This is a genomic window from Ruegeria sp. ANG-S4 (genome assembly GCF_000814005.1).
In the GTDB taxonomy this organism is placed as follows: Bacteria; Pseudomonadota; Alphaproteobacteria; order Rhodobacterales; family Rhodobacteraceae; genus Ruegeria.
On record NZ_JWLK01000010.1, the window covers coordinates 161,487 to 187,539 of the forward strand.

A 26,053-nucleotide genomic window follows, 5' to 3' on the forward strand; every position below is an offset into this window, starting at 1 on the left:
TTTTATATTCTTTCCGGAGTTAACATGGGTTTATTCTACGGAGTTTTGTTTTCCCTCTTTACCGCAGCCATAGTCATCGCCGGCGACCTGTTCATCAAGGTCGCTGCAGATGGGGCGCGTCCGATCACGTCGCCTCCGATGGTTGCGGGTATCGTTCTTTACGCCGTGTCGGCAGTTCTTTGGTACTTCGCCATGCGCCACATCCCGCTGGGGCAAGCGGCCGTTGCCTACTCGATGCTGTCTTTGATCGTGCTATGCGGCGCGGGCTGGGCCTTTTTTGGCGAGCATATCGGACTTCGCGAGGCGGCAGGCGTCGCTTGCGCGTGCCTCGCGATGGTCCTGATGATGCGCATTGCCTGACGTCACACCAATTGCAGGAACAACACAGGAAGCCCAAGTGCGCCTGCCACGATTATTACCATTGAGATGCCAAGTCCTTTGAACATTTGCGATTTCTCTCCTGTCAAACAAAGCCTGACGGAAAAGGTAGGGCGAAGCATAAAAGCGCCAGTGCGTCACCTGGCCGCGTGTTTCAGTAAAGGTCTGACCGACAGCTCAAATGGCAGAAATCAGGGCATGGGCGGCGCCCACGAATCCAGCCACCGCCACTATGCCGGCAAGCACCAAACAAATGACTTCCAATGCGCTGAACTTCATCTTTTGGCCCTCTAACGAGTGTGCCTTTGCACATATGACAAGAGATCACGACCGCAAAGAGGGTGCAGGTTTACGTGGCGGAAACCTGCTATTCCGGCAGCGTGTATTTGCTCAGCCGCCGGCCTTCAGCTGTCGGCCACGTCTCCGCTGGACACACTTGAAACTTGACTTGTAGCGTTGCAGCATCACTGGCCGCGAATTCTGGGACCGGCGCCCGTTCCATGTAGAATTCTTAATATTTCGAAAGTGCGGCCGTCACCTTTGGTCACCAAGTCAAAGCCATGAATTGGTGTTTCATAAAAGGAGGCATTGATTATGGCACACACCGAGACCAACGCTCAGACCCGTTTCTGGGGCGCTTTTTTTGCCACGCCAAAAGAAAAGCTGGAACGGCGAAAGAGAAAAGAGCTGGCGCGCAAAGAACAAAAAGAAGCCAACCTGCAACTGGCAAAGGACCTGCGGGAATCCGGTTACTTCGATCAGCCCCAGGATGCCTTTTTCTATCGGCACTATTACTTTTGAAAAGCAGCCACGGCGTGCGTCAAAAAGAAAAGAGGCGCGCCCACCAAAAGCGCGCCCCAAGGAACAGGGAGGACAGTGAAAATTCCGCGCTCGAAACACAACATGAGCGCCAACTCTTTAACTGAACCCAATGTGCCGCAATCGACGATTGGGGTCAGGATTTCAGATCACGGCAATTCTTCGGGCGGGCCTACTGAACGACAACCGCCCAGCCAGCCAATTCCTCAGGTTTCTCGGTAAAGCGATAGATGCCGCCCAGCTCATAGACGTCGCTGCATTTACGAGGGTTATTGCCGGTCTGACGACAGTACTGGTCTCCTGACATCTCCCAAACAGACGAAGTTTCCCACGAGCCATCATCCGCGCTTGAGTTCGATGTGCCATTACCGTGGATGGTCCACGTCCATCCGCTCGCTCCGGCCTCGTCGAGGGTTTTGCCGACAAGCTCGGATCTGAAGTCGTTCGCGTTCAATTTTCGCGCGCCCAAAGCAGTAAGCTGGGATGGGGTCGTCGCGGCCAATGCCGCGTCTCTGTCAACCGAACCGCCGGAACTGTCTGTCGTAGTTTGTCAAGCAGCAAGCCCAATGAATACAAAAATTGCAAAATAACTGAGTTTCAATTTTCTTTCTCCACACTGGTACATAAACACTAAATTCGTTTGTCAGAAACTTGGCTTGGCACAGATCAACAAGTGCTACGCATCGCCGATAATAATCCCACTCATTTAACATTTTAAGTGCGCATTCTGTCAATCCCGGCCCAATTTGCCCCCCAAATGTCGCGCCGACCGGGCAAGAGGCGTTCCAGGATTCTTGGTGGCAAGTCTACCGGGCCAAAGATCGATGTTCCGAAAAATGCGTAGATCTGACGTGCAAAAACGGCGCTGTGCTGAGTATCGGCCAAGGTCCTTGCGCGTAAACGAGCGAGTTTTAGAACTTTGGGTTCAATCCGCTTGCCCAAAAGGGTTCAAATAAACCAGCAGTTTAGGATGCTCTGACAGGCGTTCCGCACCGTCAATCAACTCCGGGCTACAAGGTCCCACCAACTTGAACCCGCACATGGATATAGCAGCGTCAATCGGTTCGGGGACATTTGCGGAAACAGCGCACACCCTTTTGTGCTCCAAGAGTATCGAAGATTCCAGTTCGGGATTGAAGCAGGCAAAAGCTGTGGGCGGCGAGTCGAACACGTTTCCCCAAAATGCCCCTTCGAACACCGAAAACTCAGCTTGTTCCTGTTCGGTGACTTGAAGCGCCGAATACTCTTTCAAGTCAACCGTGCCCACGCGTAGCGATATTGAGACCTTGGCCCCAAAGGCATTCGTTCTTGCCAGCAAGCAGGCGCTAACCCTTTTCTGTTCCGCCTCATTCATGGGGCGTTCAACCCATGCCGGGGCAAGTCCGAAGGCACCGAAGAACTCTGTATCTTCTCCAGCAATGGAAAGTCGTGCGCTTTGCTCTTACGGCAAAGCGCAGCTCACAACGTACTTCATTAAGGTCGCCGCCTCGCGAGTGTTCAACGGATCAGAGACGTCTCCTGTTTGCGCAATGGCAATACCGGGACACCAACCGAGACCCGCGAGGCACAGTGTTGCGACCTTAGTCCAGCACAGTATGATGTTTGACTTCGGCATTCAGCGATACCAGGCTCGACTGTGAGATTGTCTGAATGGCCGTTGGAACTTCAGCGTTCTTGATATCCAGTTGGTCAACACTTGTCTCGTGAAGCTCGGGGCCCACACGTTCGGTTGTGTCTATGCTGATATGGATGGCAGCGTTTAACGGCACGCCATTCAAGCCGATGCCGTTTAGTCCGATGCCGTTGGTGGTTTCCGCCACGACGCTAGCTGGAATTAGGCAAAAGGAAAAAAGCGCGAGAAATCGCATAACGTATGTCCTCTATTTTGGTTGGGTTGGTGCTAAATTCGCAGCCTTAATTCTGCTAAAAATGAGTCGTTGAATGAAGGTCGAAACTAGTCACTTTTACTGCCAACAGCGGCACAGAAGCTGACAGCAACATCCTGGCGCTGCCCAATATCCGCCAACCGATTGGGATTTTGCCCTAATTCGCCGGGACGATTGAGGCAACTTCAACCGCCAGCAGGGCAAAGCCTCACACGTTCCGCTTCTACTGAACATCGAAGCCATGCCGCTGCATGAACGCATTGAATTGGGTCCCTCGCCCCTATGATAAGGCCTCCAAAAGCCCTGACGTTGTGCGTGTATCGCGTATCGCGATGCCTCATCGGTTTCGCCCGCATCAGCGCGCCTTCTATTGTGTGGCAATTGGGCAAGTCGCATCTGTTGTAGGTGGTCATTGGTTCACTTCTGAAGCTGAAACCAGCCCACCGTTGCACCCTTTGCACGGTTCTCAGGGTTCGCAGCCAGTCAGACATCGGCCCGCGCTATCAACACCCTTTCCATCAATCTGCGTTAAAGTTGTCCGCCTTTTTGCAATGGTGAAAATTGGGCACCGGGCGTACCAGCAACTGCCACCCCCCTTTTGGGGGAGGTGAAAGAAACAGCCGGGTATCACCGAAAAATCAGAGGACACCGAACAGACTTTCCGAAGAGCCGGTGAACTTCTGCATTTTTGGGAAAACATGGTGCCCAGGAGAGGACTCGAACCTCCACGTCCATACGGACACTAGCACCTGAAGCTAGCGCGTCTACCAATTCCGCCACCTGGGCAGGTGTCGTGGAGGGGCGTTTAAGCCGACTGACGCAGGGCGTCAACCGGATTCGGAAGGAAAGCCCAAAGTTTTTTGGCCGGTTCAGGGACTATTCATTTGCGGCCGCGCGCGGCGTTATTGCGCCTTGTTTGAAACACCTGCGGATAGTAGATCAAAGGGACTACGACAGCAGGAGCGCCATCATGTCCAAACTGGTCACGATTTACGGTGGGTCGGGCTTTGTTGGCCGCTACATTGCACGCCGATTGGCCGCCGAAGGTTGGCGCGTGCGCGTGGCTGTGCGGCGTCCGAATGAGGCGATGTTTGTCAAAACCTACGGCGTCGTCGGGCAGGTTGAGCCTGTCCTTTGCAATATTCGCGACGATGCCTCGGTCGCTTTGGCCATGCAGGACACGGACGCGGTTGTGAATTGTGTTGGCGTTCTCAATGCGCTGGGCAAGAACGATTTCGGATCCGTGCAGGCAGAAGGCGCCGAACGGGTTGCACGCATGGCTGCCGAAAACGGTGTGTCCCGTATGGTTCATCTGTCTGCCATCGGTGCCGACGCAGAGTCAGACAGCGAATACGCACGCACCAAGGCGCATGGCGAGGCAGGTGTTCTGCGCTATATGCCGGACGCGGTCATCCTGCGGCCGTCGGTTATTTTCGGAACTGAGGATCAATTCTTTAACCGCTTTGCGGCCATGACCCGGATGGGGCCGTTTCTGCCTTTGTTCGGTTCTGATACGCGGTTTCAGCCTGTCTATGTGGATGATGTGGCCCGCGCGGCGGTGCAGGGTGTTCTTGGGACGGTCGGCGGGGGCGTTTATGAGTTGGGTGGGCCCGAGGTCCAGACGTTCCGGGACCTGATGCAGAAAATGCTCGGCGTGATCCATCGTCGGCGGATCATAATCGGAATGCCGTTCTGGGCGGCGCGCATTATGGCCGGCGTTTTGGATATCGTGAAGTTTGTCAGTTTTCAGCTGTTTCCGAACCACATCCTGACCCGCGATCAGGTCAAGAACCTGCGCCGCGACAATGTCGTCGCCGATGGGGCCAAGGGTTTTGCAGAACTTGGGATCGAACCGGCCACACTGGACTCGGTTCTGCCCGAGTATTTGTGGAAGTACCGCCCGTCAGGCCAGTATGACGACATCCAGAACTCGGCCGAAAACCTGCGGAACTGATCAGCTGTAGGCGATCGCCAGCAATACTACGCCAAGTACAACGCGGTAGATCACATAGGGCGTGAAGCTGACGCTGCGCAGCAGGCGCATCATCAGGGTCAAGGCCAACAGGGCGGACAAAAAGGCAAAGAGCGCTGCGATGGCCCCGTCCTTTGCCAATTGCACATCAGCCGTCCGAACAACATCAGCCGACAACAGAACACCTGAGGCCAGGATCGTGGGAATCGACATGAGCATGGCAATCCGCGCGCCGTCTTCGCGGGTATACCCCAACTGGCGCGCGCCGGTAATAGTGATACCGGACCGAGACGTTCCCGGAATCAGCGCCAGCACTTGCCACAGCCCCATGATGATTGCGTCACGTGGGCTCCAATCCGTTGCCTGTTTTGTCTGCGGGCCTTTTTGGTCCATCCAATACAGCAACAACCCGAACCCAAGCATGGCCCAGCCTATGACAGCCACGGACCGCAAGGAGTGTTCAAGTCCTGTGAAGTAAAGCGCCGCACCGACAATCACTGTTGGGATCGTGGCCAGGATCAGACCCAGTGCCAGACGGGACTGCGGGGTATCCGTTCGTCCGGCCACGGCATTGGGTAGGCCAGAGATCGCATGTTTCACGTCCTTCCAGAAATACAAAACGACCGCGCCCAAGGTGCCGACATGCACCGCAACATCGATGGCCAGCCCTTGATCGTCCATGCCGGTCAGACCGGGCAGCAGGATCAGGTGACCAGAGGAGGATATCGGTAAAAACTCGGTAATACCCTGTATTATTGCCACGAGAATCAAATGAAAAATACTCATCAATCTTGCCGAAATTCCGTCACGTATTCATTGTTTCAATGGGTATAATCGCAGTGACGGAAAGGAAAGCGATCAATTAGGTCCGATTCGGTTCTAAATTTTCACTCTTTTTGCCAGCGCTTCCGAAAATCAGGCGACTTTTTTGAATATAGGTCATAAATACTGACTTTTCATCCGGAGAACCATACTTTAAAGAAACCCGACCAAGCCAATTCATGGAGTCTTTGCCGTGGCCAAGCAACCGATGCTGAAATTTGTGCAGATCGATCGTGTCATGCCTGAAAAGCGTGCCGCTGATGACCGCAAGGAAGACTTCGACGAAATCTATGCGGAATATGCCGCAGAGAAAGCGGCAGAACAGGCGAGTCGCTGCAGCCAGTGTGGTGTGCCCTATTGTCAGTCGCATTGCCCCCTGCACAACAATATTCCCGATTGGCTGCACCTGACGGCTACGGGACGCCTGGAAGAGGCTTATGCGACCAGTCAGGCCACGAATACCTTCCCCGAAATCTGCGGCCGTATCTGCCCGCAGGATCGTCTGTGCGAAGGCAACTGCGTCATCGAACAATCCGGTCACGGCACGGTCACCATCGGCACGATTGAGAAATACATCACCGATACCGCGTGGGACAAAGGCTGGGTCAAGCCTGTCGTGCCAAGTGCCGAGCGCGGCGAAAGCGTTGGCATCATCGGCGGTGGCCCCGGTGGTCTGGCGGCAGCGGACATGCTGCGTCAGGCGGGTATTCAGGTCACGGTCTATGATCGATACGATCGTGCGGGCGGGCTGTTGATGTACGGTATTCCGGGCTTCAAGCTGGAAAAAGACATCGTGCAACGCCGCAATGAGCTGTTGGCCGATGGCGGGGTCGAGTTCGTCCTGAACTGCGATGTAGACGCGGCCAAGTTTGATGAAATCCGGGCGAAGCACGATGCGGTGATCGTTGCCACTGGCGTCTATAAGTCCCGCGATCTGTCCATGCCCGGTAGCGGTTTGGCTGGCATTGAGAAGGCCATTGATTTCCTGACAGCGTCGAACCGCAAAAGCTTTGGCGATGCAGTTGAGGACTTCGACAATGGCCGCCTGAACGCTGCTGGCAAGAAGGTTGTCGTGATCGGTGGTGGTGATACGGCGATGGATTGTGTGCGCACCTCGGTCCGGCAGGGCGCGACATCGGTCAAGTGCCTCTATCGCCGCGACCGCGCCAACATGCCCGGCTCGCAGCGTGAAACGCAGAATGCCGAAGAAGAAGGTGTGATCTTCGAGTGGCTGAGTGCCCCCAAAGGATTCACCGGCGACGATCAGGTTTCGGGCGTCATGGTGCAGAAAATGCGCCTGGGCCAGCCCGATGCCTCAGGCCGTCAGGCGCCCGAGGTCATCGAAGGCGCGGATTATGTTGAAGAGGCCGATTTGGTCATCAAGGCGCTGGGCTTCGAGCCGGAAGACCTGCCCACCTTGTTCGGCCAACCCAACCTGCCCGTGACCCGCTGGGGCACCGTCAAAGCGGCGTTCCAGACCGGTGCAACCGAGATGGACGGTGTTTATGCCATCGGCGACATCGTGCGCGGTGCCTCGCTGGTGGTCTGGGCGATCCGTGACGGGCGTGAGTGTGCCGAAGCGATCATCGACCGGTTCAACGCCAAAGCGGCCATTGCAGCCGAATAAGACCAAAGATCATGAGAGTTCGAAGCGAAGTAAGCCCTCTCGGAAGAAGGAGACAGCCAATGACCAAATATGATGCCGATTGGGTGCGGTCCGAGGAAGCCAAGCGCACATGGATGGCGGAAAACGGTCTCTATTCCGAAGAAGAAGAGCATTCATCCTGCGGCGTGGGCCTTGTTGTGTCCGTGGATGGGAAAGCCTCACGCAAGGTCGTGGACGCGGGGATCAATGCGCTCAAGGCGATCTGGCATCGGGGCGCGGTGGACGCGGATGGCAAGACCGGGGACGGCGCAGGCATTCACGTGCAAATCCCGGCACCCTTCTTCTATGACCAGATCCGTCGCACCGGGCATGAGCCCAACATGGACGAGTTGATCGCGGTCGGTCAGGTCTTTTTGCCGCGCACCGATTTCGGCGCGCAAGAGCAGTGCAGGACCATCGTGGAAACCGAAGTTCTGCGCATGGGCTATTATATCTATGGCTGGCGTCACGTCCCGGTGGATGTGACCTGTCTGGGGGACAAGGCCAATGCGACCCGGCCCGAGATCGAGCAGATCCTGATCTCGAACGCCAAGGGTGTGGACGAGGAAACCTTCGAGCGTGAGCTTTACGTGATCCGCCGCCGGATCGAAAAGGCCGCGCTTGCCGCGGGTATTTCGGGCTTGTATCTGGCCTCGCTGTCCTGCCGCTCGATCATTTACAAGGGTATGATGCTGGCCGAGCAGGTCGCTGTCTTCTACCCCGATCTGATGGACGATCGCTTTGAATCCGCCTTTGCGATCTATCACCAGCGGTATTCCACCAACACCTTCCCGCAGTGGTGGCTGGCACAGCCATTCCGCATGTTGGCCCATAACGGTGAGATCAACACGCTGAAAGGCAACATCAACTGGATGAAGAGTCATGAGATCCGCATGACGTCGGACAGCTTTGGTGACTACGCAGAAGGCATCAAGCCGATCATCCCGGGCGGATCGTCAGATTCCGCCGCGTTAGACTCTGTTTTCGAGGTCCTTGTTCGCGCCGGTCGCTCAGCCCCGATGGCGAAGACCATGCTGGTGCCGGAAAGCTGGTCCAAACAAGCGGTCGAGCTGCCACAGGCGTGGCGCGACATGTATTCCTACTGCAATTCCGTGATGGAGCCGTGGGACGGCCCAGCCGCGCTGGCGATGACCGATGGGCGCTGGGTCTGTGCGGGTCTGGATCGGAACGGTCTGCGCCCGATGCGGTATGTGGTGACAGGCGATGGTCTGGTTATCGCCGGATCCGAAGCAGGCATGGTCCCGATTGATGAGGCCAGCGTGACCGAAAAAGGCGCGTTGGGTCCGGGTCAAATGCTGGCCGTCGATATGAAAAAGGGCAAGCTGTTCCGCGACAAGCAGATCAAGGACAAGCTGGCCCGCGCGCTGCCCTTTGGGGAGTGGGTTGGCAAGATCAATGACATGGATGCCACGCTGGCTGGTGTTGCCGAGGCTCCGATCTTCTCGGGCGAAGAACTGCGGAAGCGTCAGATCGCGGCCGGGTATTCCATAGAAGAACTTGAACAGATTCTGGCCCCGATGGCGGAAGACGGCAAAGAGGCGCTGGCCTCAATGGGCGATGATACGCCCTCAGCCGTTCTGTCGAAACAGTACCGCCCGCTCAGCCATTTCTTCCGCCAGAACTTCAGCCAGGTCACCAATCCGCCCATCGACTCGCTGCGGGAATATCGCGTGATGTCGCTGAAAACGCGGTTCGGCAACCTTAAGAACGTACTGGACGAAGACAGCAGCCAGACCGAGATCATCGTTCTGGAAAGCCCCTTTGTCGGCAACACCCAGTGGGACAAGCTGGTCGAGAATTTCAATGCGCCGCAGGTCGAGATTGATTGCAGCTTTGAACCGGGGCGCGGCGCGCTAAGCGCAGCCTTGGCCCGTGTCAGAGCCGAAGCAGAAGAGGCCGTACGCTCGGGCGCGGGGCATTTGGTGCTGTCCGACATGAACTCGGGCGAGGGCCGCGTCGGAATGCCGATGATCTTGGCGACCAGCGCAGTGCATTCGCATCTGACTCGCCAAGGGCTGCGCACTTTCTGTTCTCTGAATGTGCGGTCTGCCGAATGTGTCGATCCGCATTATTTCGCCGTGCTCATCGGTTGCGGTGCGACCGTTGTGAACGCCTATCTGGCCGAGGACTCGCTCGCCGACCGCATTGATCGCGGCTTGCTGGATGGAAGTCTGACAGAGAACGTGGCGCGGTATCGCGAAGCAATCGACCAAGGGCTGTTGAAGATCATGGCGAAGATGGGGATTTCTGTCATCTCCTCATATCGCGGTGGTCTGAACTTTGAGGCTGTGGGCCTCAGCCGCGCGATGGTGGCCGAGTATTTCCCCGGCATGACCAGCCGGATTTCGGGCATCGGTGTCACCGGCATTCAGGCCAAGGCAGAAGAGATTCATGCCAAAGGCTGGGACAGCGGTCTGGATGTGCTGCCGATCGGTGGTTTCTACAAGGCGCGGAAGTCGGGTGAGACCCACGCGTGGGAAGCGACCTCGATGCACATGATGCAAATGGCCTGCAACAGAGCCTCATTTGAGCTGTGGAAGCAGTATTCGGCCAAGATGCAATCGAACCCGCCGATCCATCTGCGCGACTTGATGGACTTCAAGCCCATGGGCAAGCCGATCCCGATCGAAGAGGTTGAATCGATCACTTCGATCCGAAAGCGGTTCGTGACCCCGGGCATGTCGCTGGGGGCATTGTCGCCAGAGGCGCACAAGACGCTGAACGTGGCAATGAACCGGATCGGGGCCAAGTCCGACTCGGGCGAGGGCGGCGAGGATCCGGCGCATTTTGTGCCGGAACCCAATGGCGACAATCCGTCGGCCAAGATCAAACAGGTGGCCTCGGGCCGGTTCGGAGTGACCGCCGAGTATCTGAACCAGTGTGAAGAGCTTGAGATCAAGGTCGCCCAAGGCGCAAAACCCGGTGAGGGCGGCCAGTTGCCCGGCATGAAGGTCACAGACCTGATTGCGCGTCTGCGGCACTCGACCAAGGGCGTGACCCTGATTTCGCCGCCGCCGCATCACGACATCTACTCGATCGAGGATCTGGCGCAGCTGATCTATGACCTCAAGCAGATCAACCCGCGGTGCAAGGTGACGGTGAAGCTGGTGGCGTCGTCGGGTGTTGGCACGATCGCGGCTGGCGTGGCCAAGGCCAAGGCCGATGTGATCCTGATTTCCGGCCACAATGGCGGCACCGGGGCATCACCGGCAACATCGATCAAGTACGCGGGTCTGCCGTGGGAGATGGGCCTGACCGAGGCGCATCAGGTTCTCGCAATGAACAACCTGCGTGACCGTGTGACCCTTCGGACCGATGGGGGCCTGCGCACCGGGCGCGACATCGTCATGGCCGCGATGATGGGGGCCGAGGAATACGGCATTGGCACCGCCGCCCTGATCGCGATGGGCTGTATCATGGTGCGCCAGTGTCAGTCGAACACCTGTCCGGTTGGCGTGTGTACGCAAGACGAATCCCTGCGTGCCAAGTTCACCGGCAATGCGGATAAGGTCGTGAACCTCATCACGTTCTACGCGCAGGAAGTGCGGGAACTGCTGGCCAGCCTCGGCGCCCGGTCGATGGATGAGATCATCGGTCGCGCCGATCTGCTGGCGCAGGTCAGTCGGGGTTCGGCGCATCTGGACGACCTGGACCTGAACCCGCTGCTGATCACCGTCGATGGCGCACATGACATTGTGTACAACCGCGACAAGGACCGCAACGCCGTGCCGGACACATTGGATGCTGAGATCGTGCGCGATGCGGCGCGGTTCCTGAAAGACGGCGAGAAGATGCAGCTGTCTTACGCCATCCAGAACACGCACCGGACGGTGGGTACGCGGGTGTCCAGCCATATCGTGCAAAACTTCGGGATGCGGAACACGTTCCAGGATGATCATCTGCATGTGAAACTGCAGGGTTCTGCCGGTCAGTCACTGGGTGCTTTCGCTGCACCGGGTCTCAAGCTGGAAGTTTCGGGCGATGCCAACGACTATGTCGGCAAAGGCCTGTCAGGTGGCATGATCGTTGTGCGCCCGCCGCAGGTCAGTCCGTTGAAAGCAGATGAGAATACGATCATCGGCAACACTGTCCTGTATGGTGCCACTGACGGTCAACTTTTTGCCGCCGGACGTGCGGGCGAACGGTTTGCCGTAAGAAACTCGGGCGCAAAAGTTGTGATCGAGGGCTGTGGCTCGAACGGATGTGAATACATGACGGGCGGTGTCGCTGTCATTCTGGGTGAAATCGGGGCCAATTTCGGCGCGGGCATGACCGGTGGCATGGCCTATCTGTATGATCCCGATGGCAAGGCCGAGCTGCTGATGAACATGGAAACATTGGTGACCTGCCCGGTGACGGTGGATCATTGGGAAGATCAGCTCAAATCCCTGATCTCTCGCCATGCCCAAGAGACGTACAGCCGCAAGGCGGTCGATATTCTGCAACACTGGGACGTGGAAAAAGGCAACTTCCTGCAGGTTTGCCCCAAAGAGATGCTAAACAAACTCAGCCATCCTCTGTCGGTCGAAGCGAAAGCAGTTCCGGCGGAATAGGCACTTTTTCGTCCGCATTCAGACCCCCCGCGTGATCTTTGTATCACGCGGGGGTTTGATTGTTTGACGGCCAAACCCGCATCACCTTGCAGAGTTGTGCGGAAAGAGCCTAGCTTTGGTCACAGTTTGTTCGGGTTTCTCCGTTTTATTGTCTGCCCGGGTGTAAGTGAGTTGGAGCAAACAGATGCCTACGACATACACAGATCAGTTCTACTCCTTTGACCCGGCGAACCCGCCGCCGGCGGGTACGGCAATCACGATCGATGTTCTGGATCTGGTTGATCAGGACGACAATGACGAAATCGAGGATTTCGGCGGCGATACCGTCAATGGGCAGTTGATCACGGACTCCTGGCCCGGGGACACGGTGACGATCAACGTTCCCGGCGTGGGTGACGTGATGTACGAAGGCATCACTTTTTACCTTGCCGACGGCTCGCGCGTCTTTACGCCGACGGATGGCCAGGTACTTCAGCAAGGTACGCTGGTTTCAACAACGTTTGTGACCACCCAAGGGCCGTTGAACGTCCCTGACGAGTTGGGCCCGCCCTGCTTTACGCCGGGCACAATGATTTCAACGCCGGATGGTGAACGTCTTGTGGAGGATTTGAAAGTCGGCGATCTCGTTTTGACGGCCGACAATGGGGCACAGCCACTTGTTTGGGTTGGCAGAACCTCTGTTGAGGCGGAAGGCAGGCTCGCGCCGGTGCGCATCGAAAAGGGACTGTTCGGATTGACGCGACCGCTGCTGGTGTCCCCACAACACCGCATGCTGATCGATGATTGGCGCGCACCCTATCTCTACGGGCACTCAGAGGTGTTGATTGCGGCTCATTGTCTGGTGAACGACGACACGGTCAAACGGGTCGAGGGCGGAACCGTCGACTATATCCACTTGCTGTTTTCCCGGCACGAGATCATCACCGCCAACGGAGCCAAAAGCGAAAGCTATTTTCCCGGCCATGCGGTTTCAAACACCGAACGCCAGACGCAAGCGGAGATATTGGCCTTGTTCCCCGAATTGGCCGAGACGCGTGGGCGTGATCTGAAAACAGTTCGTCCAGTGGTACATCCGCGCGAGGGACGACTGATCGCGAATTAAGCCTTTCCCAACCTCCCCGGTGCGACGTATAGCAGGGACATGGCACAGAAAGCAGCCCGCCGCAAAGGCGGGAAAAAAAAGGCAACTCAGACCAAAAAACGCCGCTCGGTTCTAGGCACGATTCGGCGTTGGGCAATTCGGCTGGCACTGTGTGTTACCGCCGCGTTCCTGGCGTTGGTCCTTCTCTACTCGGTCGTCAATCCCCCGGTCACGCACACAATCTGGTCGGAATGGCGACGGCTTGGACAGGTTGACCGCGAATGGGTGACGTTCGACCAAATCGCGCCAGTAATGGCCCGGTCGGCCGTCGCAGCCGAGGACGCGAACTTTTGCCTGCATTGGGGCTTTGACGTCGAAGCGATCCGTGACGCGCTGGAAGATGGCGGATCGCGCGGCGCATCCACGATTTCGCAGCAGGTTGTTAAGAATGTTTTCCTTTGGCAGGGCCGCAGCTGGGTGCGCAAAGCGTTGGAAACGACAATGACGCCGATCGTCGAGATCGTTTGGTCCAAAAAGCGCATTCTTGAAGTCTATCTGAACGTCGCCGAGACCGGTCAGGGCGTTTTTGGGGTCGAGGCAGCGGCTCAGCGGTATTACGGCATCAGTGCAGAGAAAATGTCGCCGGTTCAGGCGGCGCGGCTTGCGGCTATCCTGCCGTCCCCCCGCAATCGGTCCGTGACCGACCCAACAGCCCGCACCCGGCGACGGGCCGCGTCAATTCTGGATGGGGCGGCCACCATCCGCGCAGATGGTCGCGCGGATTGTTTCGAGGATTGAAACCCCGCCCCGTCCAAGGCTAAAGCTGGATAGGTATTATCTGGTTCGATTGGATTCTCATGGCGCGTCTGTTTCACGTTCCCCTGTCCCCGTATTGCCGAAAGGTCCGGCTTTCGTTGGCCGAAAAGAAGATCGAAGTCGAACTGGTCGAAGAAAAGTACTGGGAACAGGACCCGGATTTTCTGCGCCGCAACCCTGCGGGAAAGGTACCGGTTCTGAGACTGGACGGGTTGGTGATGGCAGAAAGCGCGGCGATCTGCGAATACATTGAGGAAACCCGCCCGGAACCGCCTTTGATGCCCAAAAAGCCCGAGGCGCGGTACGAGGTTCGGCGGCTGATTGGCTGGTTTGACGACAAGTTCCATCACGAGGTGACTTCGAAACTGTTATACGAGCGCGTGAACAAGAAGGTGACCGGTCAGGGCTATCCGGACAGCAAGAACGTGAAGGAAGGCGCGCGGGCAATCAAATATCATCTGGATTACATGGCATGGCTGCTGGATCACCGCCGTTGGCTGGCAGGGGATCAGATGACGTTGGCAGATTTCGCTGCGGCTGCGCATTTGTCTGCGCTGGACTATATCTCGGATGTGGATTGGAACCGGTCGCAAGCAGTGAAAGACTGGTATGCAAAGATCAAGTCCCGCCCGGCCTTCCGATCGATCCTGGCAGACCAGGTGCCGGGGTTCCGGCCACCAGCCCATTACGCAGATCTGGATTTCTGATAGGGTGGGACCAAAGGGGGGCTGTCTGCCCCCCATCGCGCAGGATGCGCGATTCCCCCCGAGGATATTTGTGGCCAGATGAAGAGCGGATCGGAGTTGAAAGAACGGGTGGTGGCGCAGGCGCTGTCCGAGGGTTTTGTGGCATGCCGGGTGTGCCGGCCCTGGGACGTGCCAGAGGTTCCGGATCGCTTGTCTGCGTTTCTTGAGGCCGGTTATCATGGGCAGATGGCCTGGATGGCGGAACGGACCCATTGGCGCGGAGATCCCTCAGCGTTGTGGCCCGAGGCCCGATCCGTGATCATGCTGGCCGAGAGTTACACCCCCGAGCATGATCCGACCGAAGTCCTGAGCCATCCGGAACGGGGGGCGATTTCGGTCTATGCGCAGAACAAAGACTATCACGATCTGGTCAAAAAACGTTTGAAACGCTTGGCGCGTTGGCTGATTGCCGAGGCCGGCGGCGCGGTAAAGGTGTTTGTCGACACGGCGCCGGTGCCGGAAAAAGCGCTGGGCCAGGCCTCGGGCTTGGGCTGGCAAGGGAAACACACGAACCTTGTGAGTCGGGAATGGGGCAATTGGGCCTTTTTAGGCTCTGTTTTTACCACATTGGATATTCCGTTGGACATTGCGGAGGTTGACCATTGTGGATCATGTCGCGCATGTCTTGATGCCTGTCCGACCGATGCCTTTCCTGCGGCTTATCAGTTGGATGCGCGCCGCTGCATTTCGTACCTGACAATCGAACATAAAGGTCCGGTTGATGAAGAACTGCGCGGTCTGTTGGGAAATCGGATTTACGGGTGCGACGATTGTCTGGCGGCGTGTCCGTGGAATAAATTTGCTTTGGCGGCCAGCGATATTCGATATGCCGCGCGCGATGATCTGGCGGCCCCGTCCCTTGATGATCTGGCCAGACTGGACGATGCGGGCTTTCGTGCAAAGCTTTCAGGGTCGCCGATCAAGCGGATCGGGCGGGACAGGTTTGTGCGAAATGTTCTTTACGCAATCGGCAATTCAGGCTTGGCCGCTTTGAAGCCTACCGCAATGGCCTTGCTGAATGATGCTGATCCAACGGTTGCCGATGCCGCACGCTGGGCGGTGAAACAGCTGCCGTGAATGCCGCAAACAGGCTGGACGCGCCGCAAATTCCCGCTACACCCGATCTGCGCGAATAGAAGGAGAACCCCATGGCCCTGGCATTGGGTGTGGACACTGGCGGAACCTATACGGACGCCGTATTGATCCGGGACGAGCAAGAGGTTGTGGCCTCTGCCAAGTCGCTGACAACGCGGGCGGATCTGGCGATTGGCGTGGGCAACGCGGTGTCGGCGGTACTGGATGCTGCGGCGGTGTCACCGGATCAGATTGGACTCGCATCGTTGTCGACGACGCTGGCTACAAACGCGCTGGTCGAGGGGCAAGGCGGGCGCGTGGCCCTGATCTATGTCGGGTTTCGAGAGAGTGATCTGGAAAAGCATGGGTTGCGCGAGGCGCTCAAAGGGGATCCCGCGTTGATCCTGTCAGGTGGTCACAATCATGCCGGAGGCGAAGCGGCACCGCTGGACCTGGAAGCGCTTTGTGCTTTTTTAGACTCGTATACCGGCATTTCCGGGTTTGCCGTTGCGGCGCAATTCGCAACACGAAACCCTGCACACGAACTGGAGGTCGCGCGGGTCGTTACCGAGCGCACGGGCGTTCCGGTCACGTGCTCTCATCACCTGTCCGCCCGGTTGAATGGTCCAAAACGTGCTGTGACGGCCGTTCTGAACGCGCGGTTGATTGGGATGATCGATCGGTTGATTGGGCGTGCGCAGGACCAGCTGCGTTCTCAGGGTATAATGGCACCAATGATGGTTGTCCGCGGTGATGGGGCACTGATGAGCGCCGAGCAAGCGCGCGAGCGGCCCATTGAAACGATCCTGAGCGGCCCGGCAGCGTCGATCGTGGGGGCGCGGTGGCTGACGGGTGCAGAGAATGCGTTGGTCTCGGACATTGGCGGGACCACAACGGATGTTGCGCTGATCAGGGACGGAAAACCAGCCATCGATCCGGCGGGCGCACAGGTGGGCGGGTTCAGAACCATGGTCGAAGCGGTTGCAATGCGCACCCACGGCCTGGGTGGCGACAGCCAAGTGCACGTTGTTGCCGAAGGTTTGCGGGGGGGTGTTTTCCTCGGACCGCGGCGGGTGCTGCCGGTGTCCCTGATTGCCGCTGAAGCGCCTGAAACCGTCCATGCGGTATTGGATGAACAGCTACGGGCCACAACGGTGGGCGAGCATGACACACGTTTTGCGCGTCGGGTCGTGGGAGTTCCGGACGACGGTGTCGGCCCGCGCGAGGCGGTGTTGTTGGATCGACTGGCGGAACATGTCATGCCGCTGAGTCGGCTTCTGAAGACGCGGATAGAACATGGTGCGCTCAACAGATTGGTGGACCGTGGTATCGTCCAAGTTTCGGGAGTCACGCCGTCAGATGCAAGTCATGTGCTGGGTCGCTTGAATGATTGGGACGAGGACGCAGCCGAAAAGGCCCTGACCCTTGTTGCGCGCAAGCGTGTCGGCTCTGGGGATGTGCTGGCCACGTCGCCCGAGGCGCTGGCAGAAATGATCGTGAACCAATTGACTGAACAGACAGCTTTGACCTTGTTAGAGACTGCTTTTGCCGAAGAAACAGACGAATTCGCTTTGCCGCCCCGCGATCTGGCGCGACACATTCTGACGCAACGCGGATTGGCGGGTCATCGGGGTCTGCTGGCGCTGGACACCAAGCTGAACGTGGATGTCGTCGGGCTTGGCGCATCTGCCCCAAGCTATTACCCGGCGGTGGGCAGGCGGCTTCGGTGCCGCATGAATCTGCCCAAGCATGCGGGCGTCGCCAATGCGATTGGTGCCGTTGTCGGGCGGTTGACTCTGCGCCGGTCCGGCACTGTGACTTCCCCTGCCGAAGGGCGTTACCGTGTGCATCTTGAAGATGGTCCGCAGGATTTCAGCGATGCTCAGACAGCGATGTCATTGTTGGAAACGACCCTGCGCGATCAGGCAGAAGGCGCGGTCCGGTCCGCAGGGGCCGAGGACATTCGTGTCGTGGTCGATCAAGACATCCGAACAGCAAAAATCGAAGCGCAGGATGTTTTTGTCGAGGCGCTGATAACCGTTGAAGCCAGTGGGCGACCCCGTGTCGCAACGGGGTAGCCGTTAGGGCGCGTTACTCGGCCGCGTCCCGTTTGGGCAGAACCCAATCGGCGCGCGGGAAGTGGCAGGTATAGCCGTTGGGTATGCGTTCCAGATAGTCCTGATGCTCGGGCTCGGCTTCCCAGAAATCCCCGACGGGCTCGACCTCGGTCACGACTTTGCCCGGCCAGATGCCGCTGGCGTTCACATCTGCGATCGTATCCTCGGCCACCTGTTTCTGGGCGTCGTCCACGTAGTAAATGGCCGAGCGATAGCTCATGCCGCGGTCATTGCCCTGCCGATTCAGCGTGGTTGGATCGTGTATTTGAAAGAAGAACTCCAACAGGTCGCGATAGGTGATCTGTGCCGGGTCGAACCAGATCTCGATTCCTTCAGCATGGGTGCCGTGGTTTCGATAGGTCGCGTTTGCCACGTCACCGCCGGTATAACCGACGCGCGTGCGCCCCACACCGGACAGTTTGCGGATCAGATCCTGCATCCCCCAAAAGCAGCCCCCGGCCAGTACAGCGCGTTCTTCGGTCATTGGATCTCCTCCACATGGATCAGGTATTCGCCATAGCCTTCGGCCTCCATCTCGTCACGATGGACAAACCGCAAGGCGGCTGAGTTGATGCAATAGCGCAGCCCGCCGTGCTCGCGGGGGCCGTCTGGAAAGACGTGTCCCAAGTGGCTGTCGCCGTGTTTCGAGCGGACCTCGGTACGGATCATGCCCAATGTGCGGTCTTCCAGTTCTTCGACATGTTCATGGATAATCGGTTTGGTAAAGCTGGGCCACCCGCACCCGGATTCGTACTTGTGCGTCGAGGCAAACAAAGGCTCACCCGAGACGATATCGACGTAAATGCCGGGTTCTTTGTTGCCCAGCAGTTTGCCAGTCCCGGGGCGTTCCGTGCCGCTGCGTTGGGTCACGTAAAATTCTTCGGGTGAGAGGGCAGCGATGGCCTCGGGGTCTTTGGTGTAACGGGTCATGGCTCCTCCGACGATTCATGGGTCAGGTCACTATTTGGGCACAGCGGCGCGGAAATCAAAATCATATTTCAAACTCATCGCGCGCTCGTGCAATGATCCGGGATGCGATTGGGGACGTAATTCCCGGTACAGGAGGTGCAAGCATGATCAGACTTCTTCTTTTGACAGCCCTACTGTTGATCGCCAAAGCGGTTCAGGCGGCCCCATTGACCGGTGAATTCGCCTCGATTGATGGCGGCACGCTGAATGTCGAGGATTGGAGAGGGCGACCGGTGCTGGTGGTAAACACCGCCTCGCACTGCGGGTTTACTGGCCAATACGACGCGCTTCAAAAGGTGCACGAAACATATTCCGAGCGCGGGTTGGTTGTCCTGGCGGTTCCCTCTGATTCGTTCAACCAAGAGCTGGACACCGCGCAAGACGTTAAGCAGTTTTGCGAATTGAACTACGGGATTACGCTTCCGATGACGGACATTACGCCGGTCAAAGGGGCTGATGCACATCCGTTTTACAAGGCTGTTGCCCGGCAAACCGGTTTTGTGCCCCAATGGAACTTCAACAAGATCCTCGTGGATTCCGAGGGCACGGTTGTGGCGACCTACGGTGCAAGCACAAGGCCGGATTCGGCCAAGCTGTTGCGTCAGATAGATGCCCTGCTGCGCTGATCAGGCCGCCGCGACAGCTGGACGAGCAGAATACCCAGCGTTGTGATGCCCACGCCAACGGCATCAAGCGGCCCGAGCTTTTCACCCAGTAACGCGGCGGCGATTGCGACCCCGAAGACCGGGTTGAGGAAATGAAAGGTCGCGGCGCGGATGGCGCCGATGCGGTTAAGAAGCAGAAACCAAATCAAAGTCGCCAACAAACCAGGGAACAAGGTTGTGTAGGTAAAGGCCAGCATCCAAACGGGGTTCGGATGGATGTAGATGGTTTCGAACACTGGCGCCGCAAGGAACAAGGCTGCCGCGCCAACCAGCATCTGAAGCCCGACGACCATCATGAAATTACCGCCTGACGTGGCCCCGCGCACAGCCATGGTTGCAAAAGTCAGCGCCAGCGCGCCCAGACCGCACAGCGCGACGCCAAACAGGTCAACACCGGCGCCTATCCGGCTGCCCATGATCAATGCGACCCCGGCAAACCCCGCGAACAGGCCGATTGTGCCAACTGCCCGCAGTTTTTCACCCAGCAATACCCAGCTTGCGAGTGCCACCAGCAGCGGCATTGTCGATGCGATGATAGCAGCGACCGAAGCCTCAACGGTTTGCATCGCATAGAAATTCAGACCCAAATAAAGAGCATTTTGGCAAATTCCGAACAGAATGGTTGCCCGCCACTGATCGCGCGTCAGCCGCCAGCTTTGGCCCATCATCCGGGCAATGGCCACGCCGATCAGGCCCGAGATCAAAAACCTGAGCGCCAGAGAAAACAAGGGTGATGCGTCTGCGACGATGATCCGAGCGGAGGTAAAGGCCGAAGACCAAATGAAGGCAAAAACCAACCCCATAAAAATGGCACGCAGATCCATCCTGGTCTCCCGAGAATTTGAGGCGACTGTTTCTGAAATGCGGTGCCGCCGCAAGCATCCAACACATATGAAAGAAAAAGGGCCGCCGGACGGCGACCCCATTTGATTTGCGAAAGAACCGGGATCAGCCGTTGACGCTGTCCTTCAGCGCCTTGGCGATGGTCATCTTGACCACCTTGTCGGCTTCTTTCTTGAACTGTTCGCCTGTGGCCGGGTTGCGCACCATGCGCTCGGGGCGTTCGCGGCAGTAGATTTTGCCGACGCCGGGCAGGGTCACTGCGCCACCGGCTGAAACTTCACGGGTGATCAGGCCGGTCATGGCCTCCAACGCCGCGTTCGCAGCTTTCTTGTCGGTTCCCATTTCCTCAGCGAGAGCAGCAACCAGCTGAGTCTTTGTCATAGGCTTTGCCATTTCTTGGTCTCCTTAACGTGCCCGATAAATAGGGCCTCACCGCGTAACTGTAACGGGATATTGTGGGCGAACACAACGAATAGTAGCGCCGAAAACCCTAAAAATATGGGGAAATCGTTGCTTTTTTGCGTCAGAGGAAGGCCGTTTCGTCGAACGAACGCAATTTCCGGCTGTGCAACCGCTCCAATGGCATCCCGCGCAGGTGCTCCATCGCCCGAATTCCGATGGCCAGATGGCGGCTGACCTGCGTTGTATAAAAGGCCGAAGCCATGCCTGGCAACTTCAATTCGCCATGCAAGGGTTTGTCCGAAACACACAGCAACGTGCCATAGGGAACACGGAACCGATAGCCGTTTGCAGCGATGGTGGCGCTTTCCATATCCAGGGCAATCGCCCGCGACTGGCTAAGCCTTTGGACCGGACCGGATTGATCGCGCAGTTCCCAGTTACGGTTGTCGACAGAGGCGACGGTCCCTGTGCGCATGATCCGCTTGAGCTCGTACCCTTCCAGTTCGGTCACTTCCGCGACGGCGCGTTCCAATGCGACCTGAACCTCGGCCAGCGGCGGGATCGGGACCCAGACCGGCAAATCGTCGTCCAGCACCTTGTCCTCACGCAGATAGGCGTGGGCCAGGACAAAATCGCCCAACGCCTGCGTGTTCCGCAGGCCGGCGCAATGACCGACCATTAGCCAGGCATGCGGGCGCAGCACCGCGATGTGATCCGTCGCGGTTTTCGCATTGGACGGACCAACGCCGATATTCACCAGCGTAATCCCCGACCCGTCCTCTCGTTTCAGGTGATAGGTCGGCATCTGCGGCAGTTTCAGAGGCTGTTCCAGCGGCGCATTGGCGTCTGAGATCACGACATTCCCGGTCGAGACAAAACTTGTGTAGCCGCTATCGGGATCGGCCAATTGCTCGCGGGCGTAATTCTCGAACTCCGAGACGTAGAACTGGTAGTTGGTGAACAAAACATGGTTCTGGAAATGGTTCGGGTCGGTGGCCGTATAATGTGACAGACGCGCAAGGGAATAATCGACGCGTTGCGCTGTGAACAAAGCCAGCGGGCCAACGTCGTCCACATCATCCACGCCATTGACGATGTCGTCATTGGTGGTGGACAGATCGGGTACGTCAAATACGTCGCGCAGGGTAAACCCCGCAGCACCTTGTTGCGGAACATGCAGGTCGGGATTGCTTGCGACCGCAAAATGCACCGGGATAGGTGTGTCGGATGCTCCAATCGTGACCGGTTGGTCATGGTTTCGGATCAGCAGCGCAATCTGCTGGGTCAGGTAGGACCGGAACAGATCAGGCCGTGTGACCGTTGTGGCATGAACGCCGGGTTCTGAGACGTGGCCGAAACTCAAACGACTGTCCACCTGCGCATAAGACGACGTTTTGATGCGGATTTCCGGGTAATAGGCTCTGTACCGTGCATCTGGTGCGTTCTCTTGCATTGCCTTGGCAAAGCTGTCGCACAAGAACTGCGTTGCCTGTTCGTACAGCTCTTCCAACCGGACAACGGCGGCTGCCGGGTCCGTGAATTGCTCGGGTTGGGGGACGTCAGGCGTTTTTATTATTGTCATGCAAGTGGTTCCAGAAGATCGATCTTTTCAAAACTGCGCACATCCACAAGGCCAAGATCCGAAATCCGCAGTTCGGGGATCACGACCAATGCCAGCAGGGAATGCTGCATATAAGCGTTGTTGAGCGTGCAGCCGCACGCATGCATCGCGGCCACGATGTCTTCGGCCCTGGCCGCGACCTGAGCGGCCGGACTGTCGGACATCAGGCCCGCAATCGGCAACTCTACTAGTGCAAGCTCCTGACCGTCGCGGTAAACGGTGATGCCTCCTCCAACCTCGGCAAGGCGATTGGCGGCCATCGCCATTTGCGCGCGATCGGTTCCCACCACGATCATGTGGTGGCTGTCATGGGCGACGGTCGATGCCATCGCCATTTTCCCCTGATAGCCAAATCCCGAGACAAAGGCGTTCGTAACCCCGCCGGTGGCCTTGTGACGTTCGACCAAAGCGATTTGGCAGACATCGCCTTCACCTTCAACCAGACCTTCGATTATCGGCAGCTCGGCTTTCAGGGCTTTCGTTGGCGCCTGGTTTTCCACCACGCCGATAACGTTGGCTCGCACGCGGTTGGCGCCATTTGGCGCTGCAATCTCAAAGTCGGACTGGCTGAGGGCATGCCCCAGATGTACCGTGTTACGCGCGGTATCTGGCCAGTTCAGATGCGGACAATCCACGGAAATTGACCCGTTTTCGGCTACGACCTGACCCCGCGCAATGACCGTTTCGATTGGCAATTCGGTCAGATCCGAACTCAGGATAATGTCCGCGCGTCGTCCCGGTGTGATCGAGCCGATCTCGCGCTCCAGCCCGAAATGTGTGGCGGTGTTGATCGTCGCCATTTGCAGCGCGATCAACGGATCGCAACCGCAGGAAATTGCGTGCCGGACGACGCGGTTCATGTGCCCATCGTTGATCAGCGTACCGGAGTGACAATCATCCGTGCACAGAATGAAGTTGCGCGGGTCCAGACCCTTTTCCGTGATGGCCGTGATCTGGCTTTCGATATCATACCACGCCGAACCCAGCCGCATCATGGACCGCATACCCTGCCGTACGCGTGCGACCGCGTCAGCCTCGCACGTGCCTTCATGATCGTCAGCGGGGCCACCTGCTACGTATGCCGCGAAATCAGACCCTAAATCAGGGGAAGCATAGTGCCCGCCCACGGTTTTCCCTGCACGCTGCGTCGCCGCGATTTCTGCCAGCATCTTGGGATCACCGTGGATGACACCAGGGAAATTCATCATCTCGCCCAGACCGATGATGCCAGGCCAGTTCATGGCCTCGGCCACATCCTCCGGCGTGATTTCATACCCGGTCGTCTCCAACCCCGGTGCCGAAGGCGCACACGACGGCATCTGGGTATAGATGTTCACCGGCTGCATCATCGCCTCGTCATGCATCAGGCGCACGCCTTCGAGGCCGAGGACATTGGCGATCTCATGCGGGTCGGTAAACATGCTGGTCGTGCCGTGGGGAATAACAGCACGCGCAAATTCCGCCGGTGTCAGCATGCCGGATTCGATATGCATATGTCCGTCGCACAGGCCGGGGATCATAAAGCGGCCGCCAGCGTCGATAATCCGGGTGTCCGGGCCGACGCAATGCGACGCGTCAGGGCCCACGTATGCAATCCGACCGTCGGCGATGGCAATGTCGTGATCCGACAACACCTCGCGGCTGTGCACATTCACCCAGACGCCACCGAGAAGAACTGTATCCGCGGCCTCGCGACCGGCGGCAACTGCTATCAGACGGGGGGCGACATCGGGCCAGCTGGGGAAAGGTGTGAATTCCATGGCCCAACTTTCCTCAATGCGGCAGAAGGTGCAACCCCCGCAAAAGCGGTATCATGAAACCGTCACGAAGCGGTTGTGGTCATGCAGATCGCCAGAGATCACCGGGCCGCTGGCTCCGGGAATTGCGCACGCACCCAATTCGCAAAGGCAACGGCCCCAGGCGTGTCTTCCGCCTGTGGTGACAACAAAAGGTAATAGGCTTCGGGCATCACGGCACGATGTTCAAAGGGGGCGACCAGCCTGCCGTCTTCGATCAGGCGTTTGGCAATGGCATCATGGGCCAGGCACAAACCACCGCCGGCCATCGCAACGGACAGACATACCAAATAGGTCGTGGCGTAGGTAATTGGCGGTTTTTCCCAGTTTAGAGCCTGATCTTCTGCCCAGTTGGCCCAGTTGGACAACAAGTTGGAACAATCGAACAGGGGCTGCTGTTGCAACGTTCCCAGGGTGACCTCATATCCCGGTGCGCAGACCGGGTAGTAATGATCTGTGCATAACAGCTCGGTTCTTACGGTGTCGGCGGGGCGCAGCGAGTAACGGATTTCCACGGCCGCGCCTTCCGCCATTTCGCGCGGTTCCCAAAGCTCGGTGAAGATGTTGAGTTGCACATCCGGATATTGCGCACGAAATGCAGGCAGGCGCGGCGCCAGCCAGTTGACGGCAAAGCTGATGTTGCACTGAACTTGCACCGCGTTTTGCTGCGCGCCTGTCACCGCCTGTGTTCCCCGCAGCAACGTGCGAAAAGCTTCGCGTACTACGGGTAGATAGGTGATACCGCCTTCGGTCAGTTCCAACGCCTTGGGACGTCTCAGGAACAGCGGTTGACCAAGATACGCTTCGAGGGATTTGATTTGCTGGCTGACCGCGCTTTGCGTCATGTTCAGATCCCGCGCGGCCCCGGTGAAAGACAAGTGGCGTGCCGCTGCTTCGAATGTGCGAAGCCAACCCAGCGGCGGAAGCTTGTTCTGAACGGCCATAACCTCACCATAAGTTTTACTAATGGAATAGTGCGGTTTTTTTCGTTGGTCAAATGCGGTTGGCGGATGCACGATTTCCACTAATCCGCATCTGAGTCCTGAGGGGTGGGAAAAATGAGCGTCGCGAATCTTCGTCCGAACATCGATCATTGGCAGGAACGCGTGGATCTGGCCGCTGCATTCCGGTGGACTGTGCGCCTGAACATGCATGAAGCTGTGGCCAATCATTTCAGCCTTGCGGTGAATGAGGATGGAACGCAGTTCCTGATGAATCCCAACCAGATGCACTTTGCGCGAATCCGGGCCTCGGACCTGCTGTTGCTGGACGCCAATGACCCTGAAGTCATGGAGCAACCGGGCGCGCCGGACCCTACCGCATGGGGATTGCACGGCTCGATTCACAGGCATTGCGCCCATGCGCGGTGCGTCATGCACGTTCATTCCGTGTTTGCGACAGTTCTGGCCTCGTTGGCAGACAGCACGCTTCCGCCGATCGATCAGAACACGGCGACGTTTTACAACCGCTATGTCATCGACCAGGAGTTTGGTGGACTGGCCTTCGAAAGTGAAGGCGAACGCTGTGCTTCGATGCTGTCTGATCCAAAGAAAAAGGTCATGATCATGGGCAATCATGGCGTGTTGGTGATCGGCAGAGACCCTGCAGACACCTTTAATAGGCTCTATTATTTCGAACGCGCCGCAGAAACCTACATCCGCGCGCTGCAAACTGGCCAAAAGCTTCGTGTGTTGTCGGATGAGATCGCCGAAAAGACCGCACAAGAGCTGGATGACTATCCAGATCAGGCGGGATCGCATCTGCGCGAGGTCAAGGCGCTGCTGGATGCCGAAGGTTCCGACTACGCAACCTGACATCTATTTCCGG

At 57.8% G+C, this 26,053-nt stretch carries 23 protein-coding genes and 1 tRNA gene; 12 read left to right on the top strand and 12 right to left on the bottom strand.

The annotated features are described in order from the left end of the window. Window positions 1-24: 24 nt before the first annotated feature. Both RA28_RS21780 and RA28_RS21785 read left to right on the top strand, forming a co-directional pair. Window positions 25-360 carry a hypothetical protein gene (locus RA28_RS21780; protein ID WP_039533342.1) on the top strand — a complete coding sequence of 112 codons (336 nt, stop codon included), beginning with the start codon at window positions 25-27 and terminating at the stop codon, window positions 358-360. Window positions 361-972: 612 nt separating this feature from the next. Beyond that, window positions 973-1,179, top strand: a complete 207-nt coding sequence (locus tag RA28_RS21785; RefSeq protein ID WP_039533344.1) for a hypothetical protein — start codon at window positions 973-975, stop codon at window positions 1,177-1,179. Between the two features lie 190 nt (window positions 1,180-1,369). On the opposite strand, the gene RA28_RS21790 is transcribed toward RA28_RS21785, so the two are convergent. From RA28_RS21790 to RA28_RS21805, 4 genes are all read right to left on the bottom strand, one after another. Beyond that, a complete protein-coding gene (locus RA28_RS21790) occupies window positions 1,370-1,699 on the bottom strand; it encodes a hypothetical protein (protein WP_152612133.1) in 330 nt (109 codons plus the stop codon). 423 nt (window positions 1,700-2,122) lie between these two features. Then, window positions 2,123-2,464 carry a hypothetical protein gene (locus RA28_RS22330; RefSeq protein WP_193747449.1) on the bottom strand — a complete coding sequence of 114 codons (342 nt, stop codon included), beginning with the start codon at window positions 2,462-2,464 and terminating at the stop codon, window positions 2,123-2,125. A gap of 313 nt (window positions 2,465-2,777) precedes the next feature. Further along, window positions 2,778-3,017: a hypothetical protein gene (locus tag RA28_RS21800; RefSeq protein WP_039533348.1), complete on the bottom strand. Its 240-nt coding sequence runs from the start codon at window positions 3,015-3,017 to the stop codon at window positions 2,778-2,780. Between the two features lie 765 nt (window positions 3,018-3,782). Then, window positions 3,783-3,869 (bottom strand) — tRNA-Leu (locus RA28_RS21805). Window positions 3,870-4,053: 184 nt separating this feature from the next. Here RA28_RS21805 and RA28_RS21810 point away from each other — a divergent pair. After that, window positions 4,054-5,037 (top strand): complex I NDUFA9 subunit family protein, encoded by a 984-nt coding sequence (locus RA28_RS21810; RefSeq protein WP_039533427.1) that lies wholly within the window; start codon window positions 4,054-4,056, stop codon window positions 5,035-5,037. On the opposite strand, the gene RA28_RS21815 is transcribed toward RA28_RS21810, so the two are convergent. Continuing rightward, window positions 5,038-5,841, bottom strand: a complete 804-nt coding sequence (locus RA28_RS21815; RefSeq protein WP_039533350.1) for an undecaprenyl-diphosphate phosphatase — start codon at window positions 5,839-5,841, stop codon at window positions 5,038-5,040. 229 nt (window positions 5,842-6,070) lie between these two features. Between RA28_RS21815 and RA28_RS21820 the strand changes: the two genes are divergently transcribed. The 7 genes from RA28_RS21820 to RA28_RS21850 all read left to right on the top strand — a co-directional run bounded on the left by RA28_RS21820 (window position 6,071) and on the right by RA28_RS21850 (window position 17,891). Then, complete coding sequence (locus tag RA28_RS21820; RefSeq protein WP_039533353.1) at window positions 6,071-7,504, top strand: NAD(P)-dependent oxidoreductase; 1,434 nt, start codon at window positions 6,071-6,073, stop codon at window positions 7,502-7,504. Between the two features lie 59 nt (window positions 7,505-7,563). Then, window positions 7,564-12,096 (top strand): glutamate synthase large subunit, encoded by a 4,533-nt coding sequence (gene gltB, locus RA28_RS21825; protein WP_039533355.1) that lies wholly within the window; start codon window positions 7,564-7,566, stop codon window positions 12,094-12,096. A 184-nt stretch (window positions 12,097-12,280) separates the two neighbouring features. After that, the gene (locus tag RA28_RS21830; RefSeq protein WP_039533357.1) at window positions 12,281-13,198 is read left to right on the top strand and encodes a Hint domain-containing protein; all 918 of its coding nucleotides are present in this window, start codon (window positions 12,281-12,283) and stop codon (window positions 13,196-13,198) included. A 39-nt stretch (window positions 13,199-13,237) separates the two neighbouring features. Further along, on the top strand, window positions 13,238-13,975 hold the full coding sequence (gene mtgA / locus RA28_RS21835; protein WP_039533359.1) for a monofunctional biosynthetic peptidoglycan transglycosylase: 738 nt from the start codon (window positions 13,238-13,240) through the stop codon (window positions 13,973-13,975). A gap of 59 nt (window positions 13,976-14,034) precedes the next feature. Then, window positions 14,035-14,700, top strand: a complete 666-nt coding sequence (gene fzlA, locus RA28_RS21840; protein ID WP_039533361.1) for an FtsZ-binding protein FzlA — start codon at window positions 14,035-14,037, stop codon at window positions 14,698-14,700. Window positions 14,701-14,778: 78 nt separating this feature from the next. Then, window positions 14,779-15,816: a tRNA epoxyqueuosine(34) reductase QueG gene (gene queG, locus RA28_RS21845; RefSeq protein ID WP_039533363.1), complete on the top strand. Its 1,038-nt coding sequence runs from the start codon at window positions 14,779-14,781 to the stop codon at window positions 15,814-15,816. Between the two features lie 71 nt (window positions 15,817-15,887). Next, window positions 15,888-17,891, top strand: coding sequence for a hydantoinase/oxoprolinase family protein (locus RA28_RS21850; protein WP_039533365.1), 2,004 nt, complete (start codon window positions 15,888-15,890; stop codon window positions 17,889-17,891). A gap of 13 nt (window positions 17,892-17,904) precedes the next feature. Here RA28_RS21850 and msrA read toward each other — a convergent pair whose 3' ends face one another. Together msrA and msrB are read right to left on the bottom strand one after the other, a co-directional pair. Next, entirely contained in the window at window positions 17,905-18,414 is a 510-nt protein-coding gene (msrA, locus tag RA28_RS21855; RefSeq protein ID WP_039533367.1) for a peptide-methionine (S)-S-oxide reductase MsrA, read from the bottom strand. Next, window positions 18,411-18,860 carry a peptide-methionine (R)-S-oxide reductase MsrB gene (gene msrB, locus RA28_RS21860; RefSeq protein ID WP_039533368.1) on the bottom strand — a complete coding sequence of 150 codons (450 nt, stop codon included), beginning with the start codon at window positions 18,858-18,860 and terminating at the stop codon, window positions 18,411-18,413. Before msrB ends, msrA begins: the two co-directional genes overlap by 4 nt. A 143-nt stretch (window positions 18,861-19,003) precedes the next feature. Between msrB and RA28_RS21865 the strand changes: the two genes are divergently transcribed. After that, window positions 19,004-19,525 (top strand): glutathione peroxidase, encoded by a 522-nt coding sequence (locus tag RA28_RS21865; protein WP_039533429.1) that lies wholly within the window; start codon window positions 19,004-19,006, stop codon window positions 19,523-19,525. On the opposite strand, the gene RA28_RS21870 is transcribed toward RA28_RS21865, so the two are convergent. From RA28_RS21870 to RA28_RS21890, 5 genes are all read right to left on the bottom strand, one after another. Beyond that, complete coding sequence (locus RA28_RS21870; protein WP_039533370.1) at window positions 19,501-20,388, bottom strand: DMT family transporter; 888 nt, start codon at window positions 20,386-20,388, stop codon at window positions 19,501-19,503. The two genes, RA28_RS21865 and RA28_RS21870, sit on opposite strands and share 25 nt — an antisense overlap. A 124-nt stretch (window positions 20,389-20,512) precedes the next feature. Next, complete coding sequence (locus tag RA28_RS21875; protein ID WP_039533371.1) at window positions 20,513-20,800, bottom strand: HU family DNA-binding protein; 288 nt, start codon at window positions 20,798-20,800, stop codon at window positions 20,513-20,515. A gap of 130 nt (window positions 20,801-20,930) precedes the next feature. Further along, window positions 20,931-22,391, bottom strand: coding sequence for an AMP nucleosidase (locus RA28_RS21880; RefSeq protein WP_039533373.1), 1,461 nt, complete (start codon window positions 22,389-22,391; stop codon window positions 20,931-20,933). Further along, window positions 22,388-24,190 carry an adenine deaminase gene (gene ade / locus RA28_RS21885; protein ID WP_039533374.1) on the bottom strand — a complete coding sequence of 601 codons (1,803 nt, stop codon included), beginning with the start codon at window positions 24,188-24,190 and terminating at the stop codon, window positions 22,388-22,390. Before ade ends, RA28_RS21880 begins: the two co-directional genes overlap by 4 nt. Before the next feature lie 98 nt (window positions 24,191-24,288). Next, the gene (locus tag RA28_RS21890; RefSeq protein ID WP_039533430.1) at window positions 24,289-25,170 is read right to left on the bottom strand and encodes a LysR substrate-binding domain-containing protein; all 882 of its coding nucleotides are present in this window, start codon (window positions 25,168-25,170) and stop codon (window positions 24,289-24,291) included. Window positions 25,171-25,284: 114 nt separating this feature from the next. On the opposite strand from RA28_RS21890, the gene RA28_RS21895 reads away from it, so the two are divergent. Beyond that, a complete protein-coding gene (locus tag RA28_RS21895; protein WP_039533376.1) occupies window positions 25,285-26,040 on the top strand; it encodes a class II aldolase and adducin N-terminal domain-containing protein in 756 nt (251 codons plus the stop codon). Window positions 26,041-26,053 lie beyond the last annotated feature (13 nt).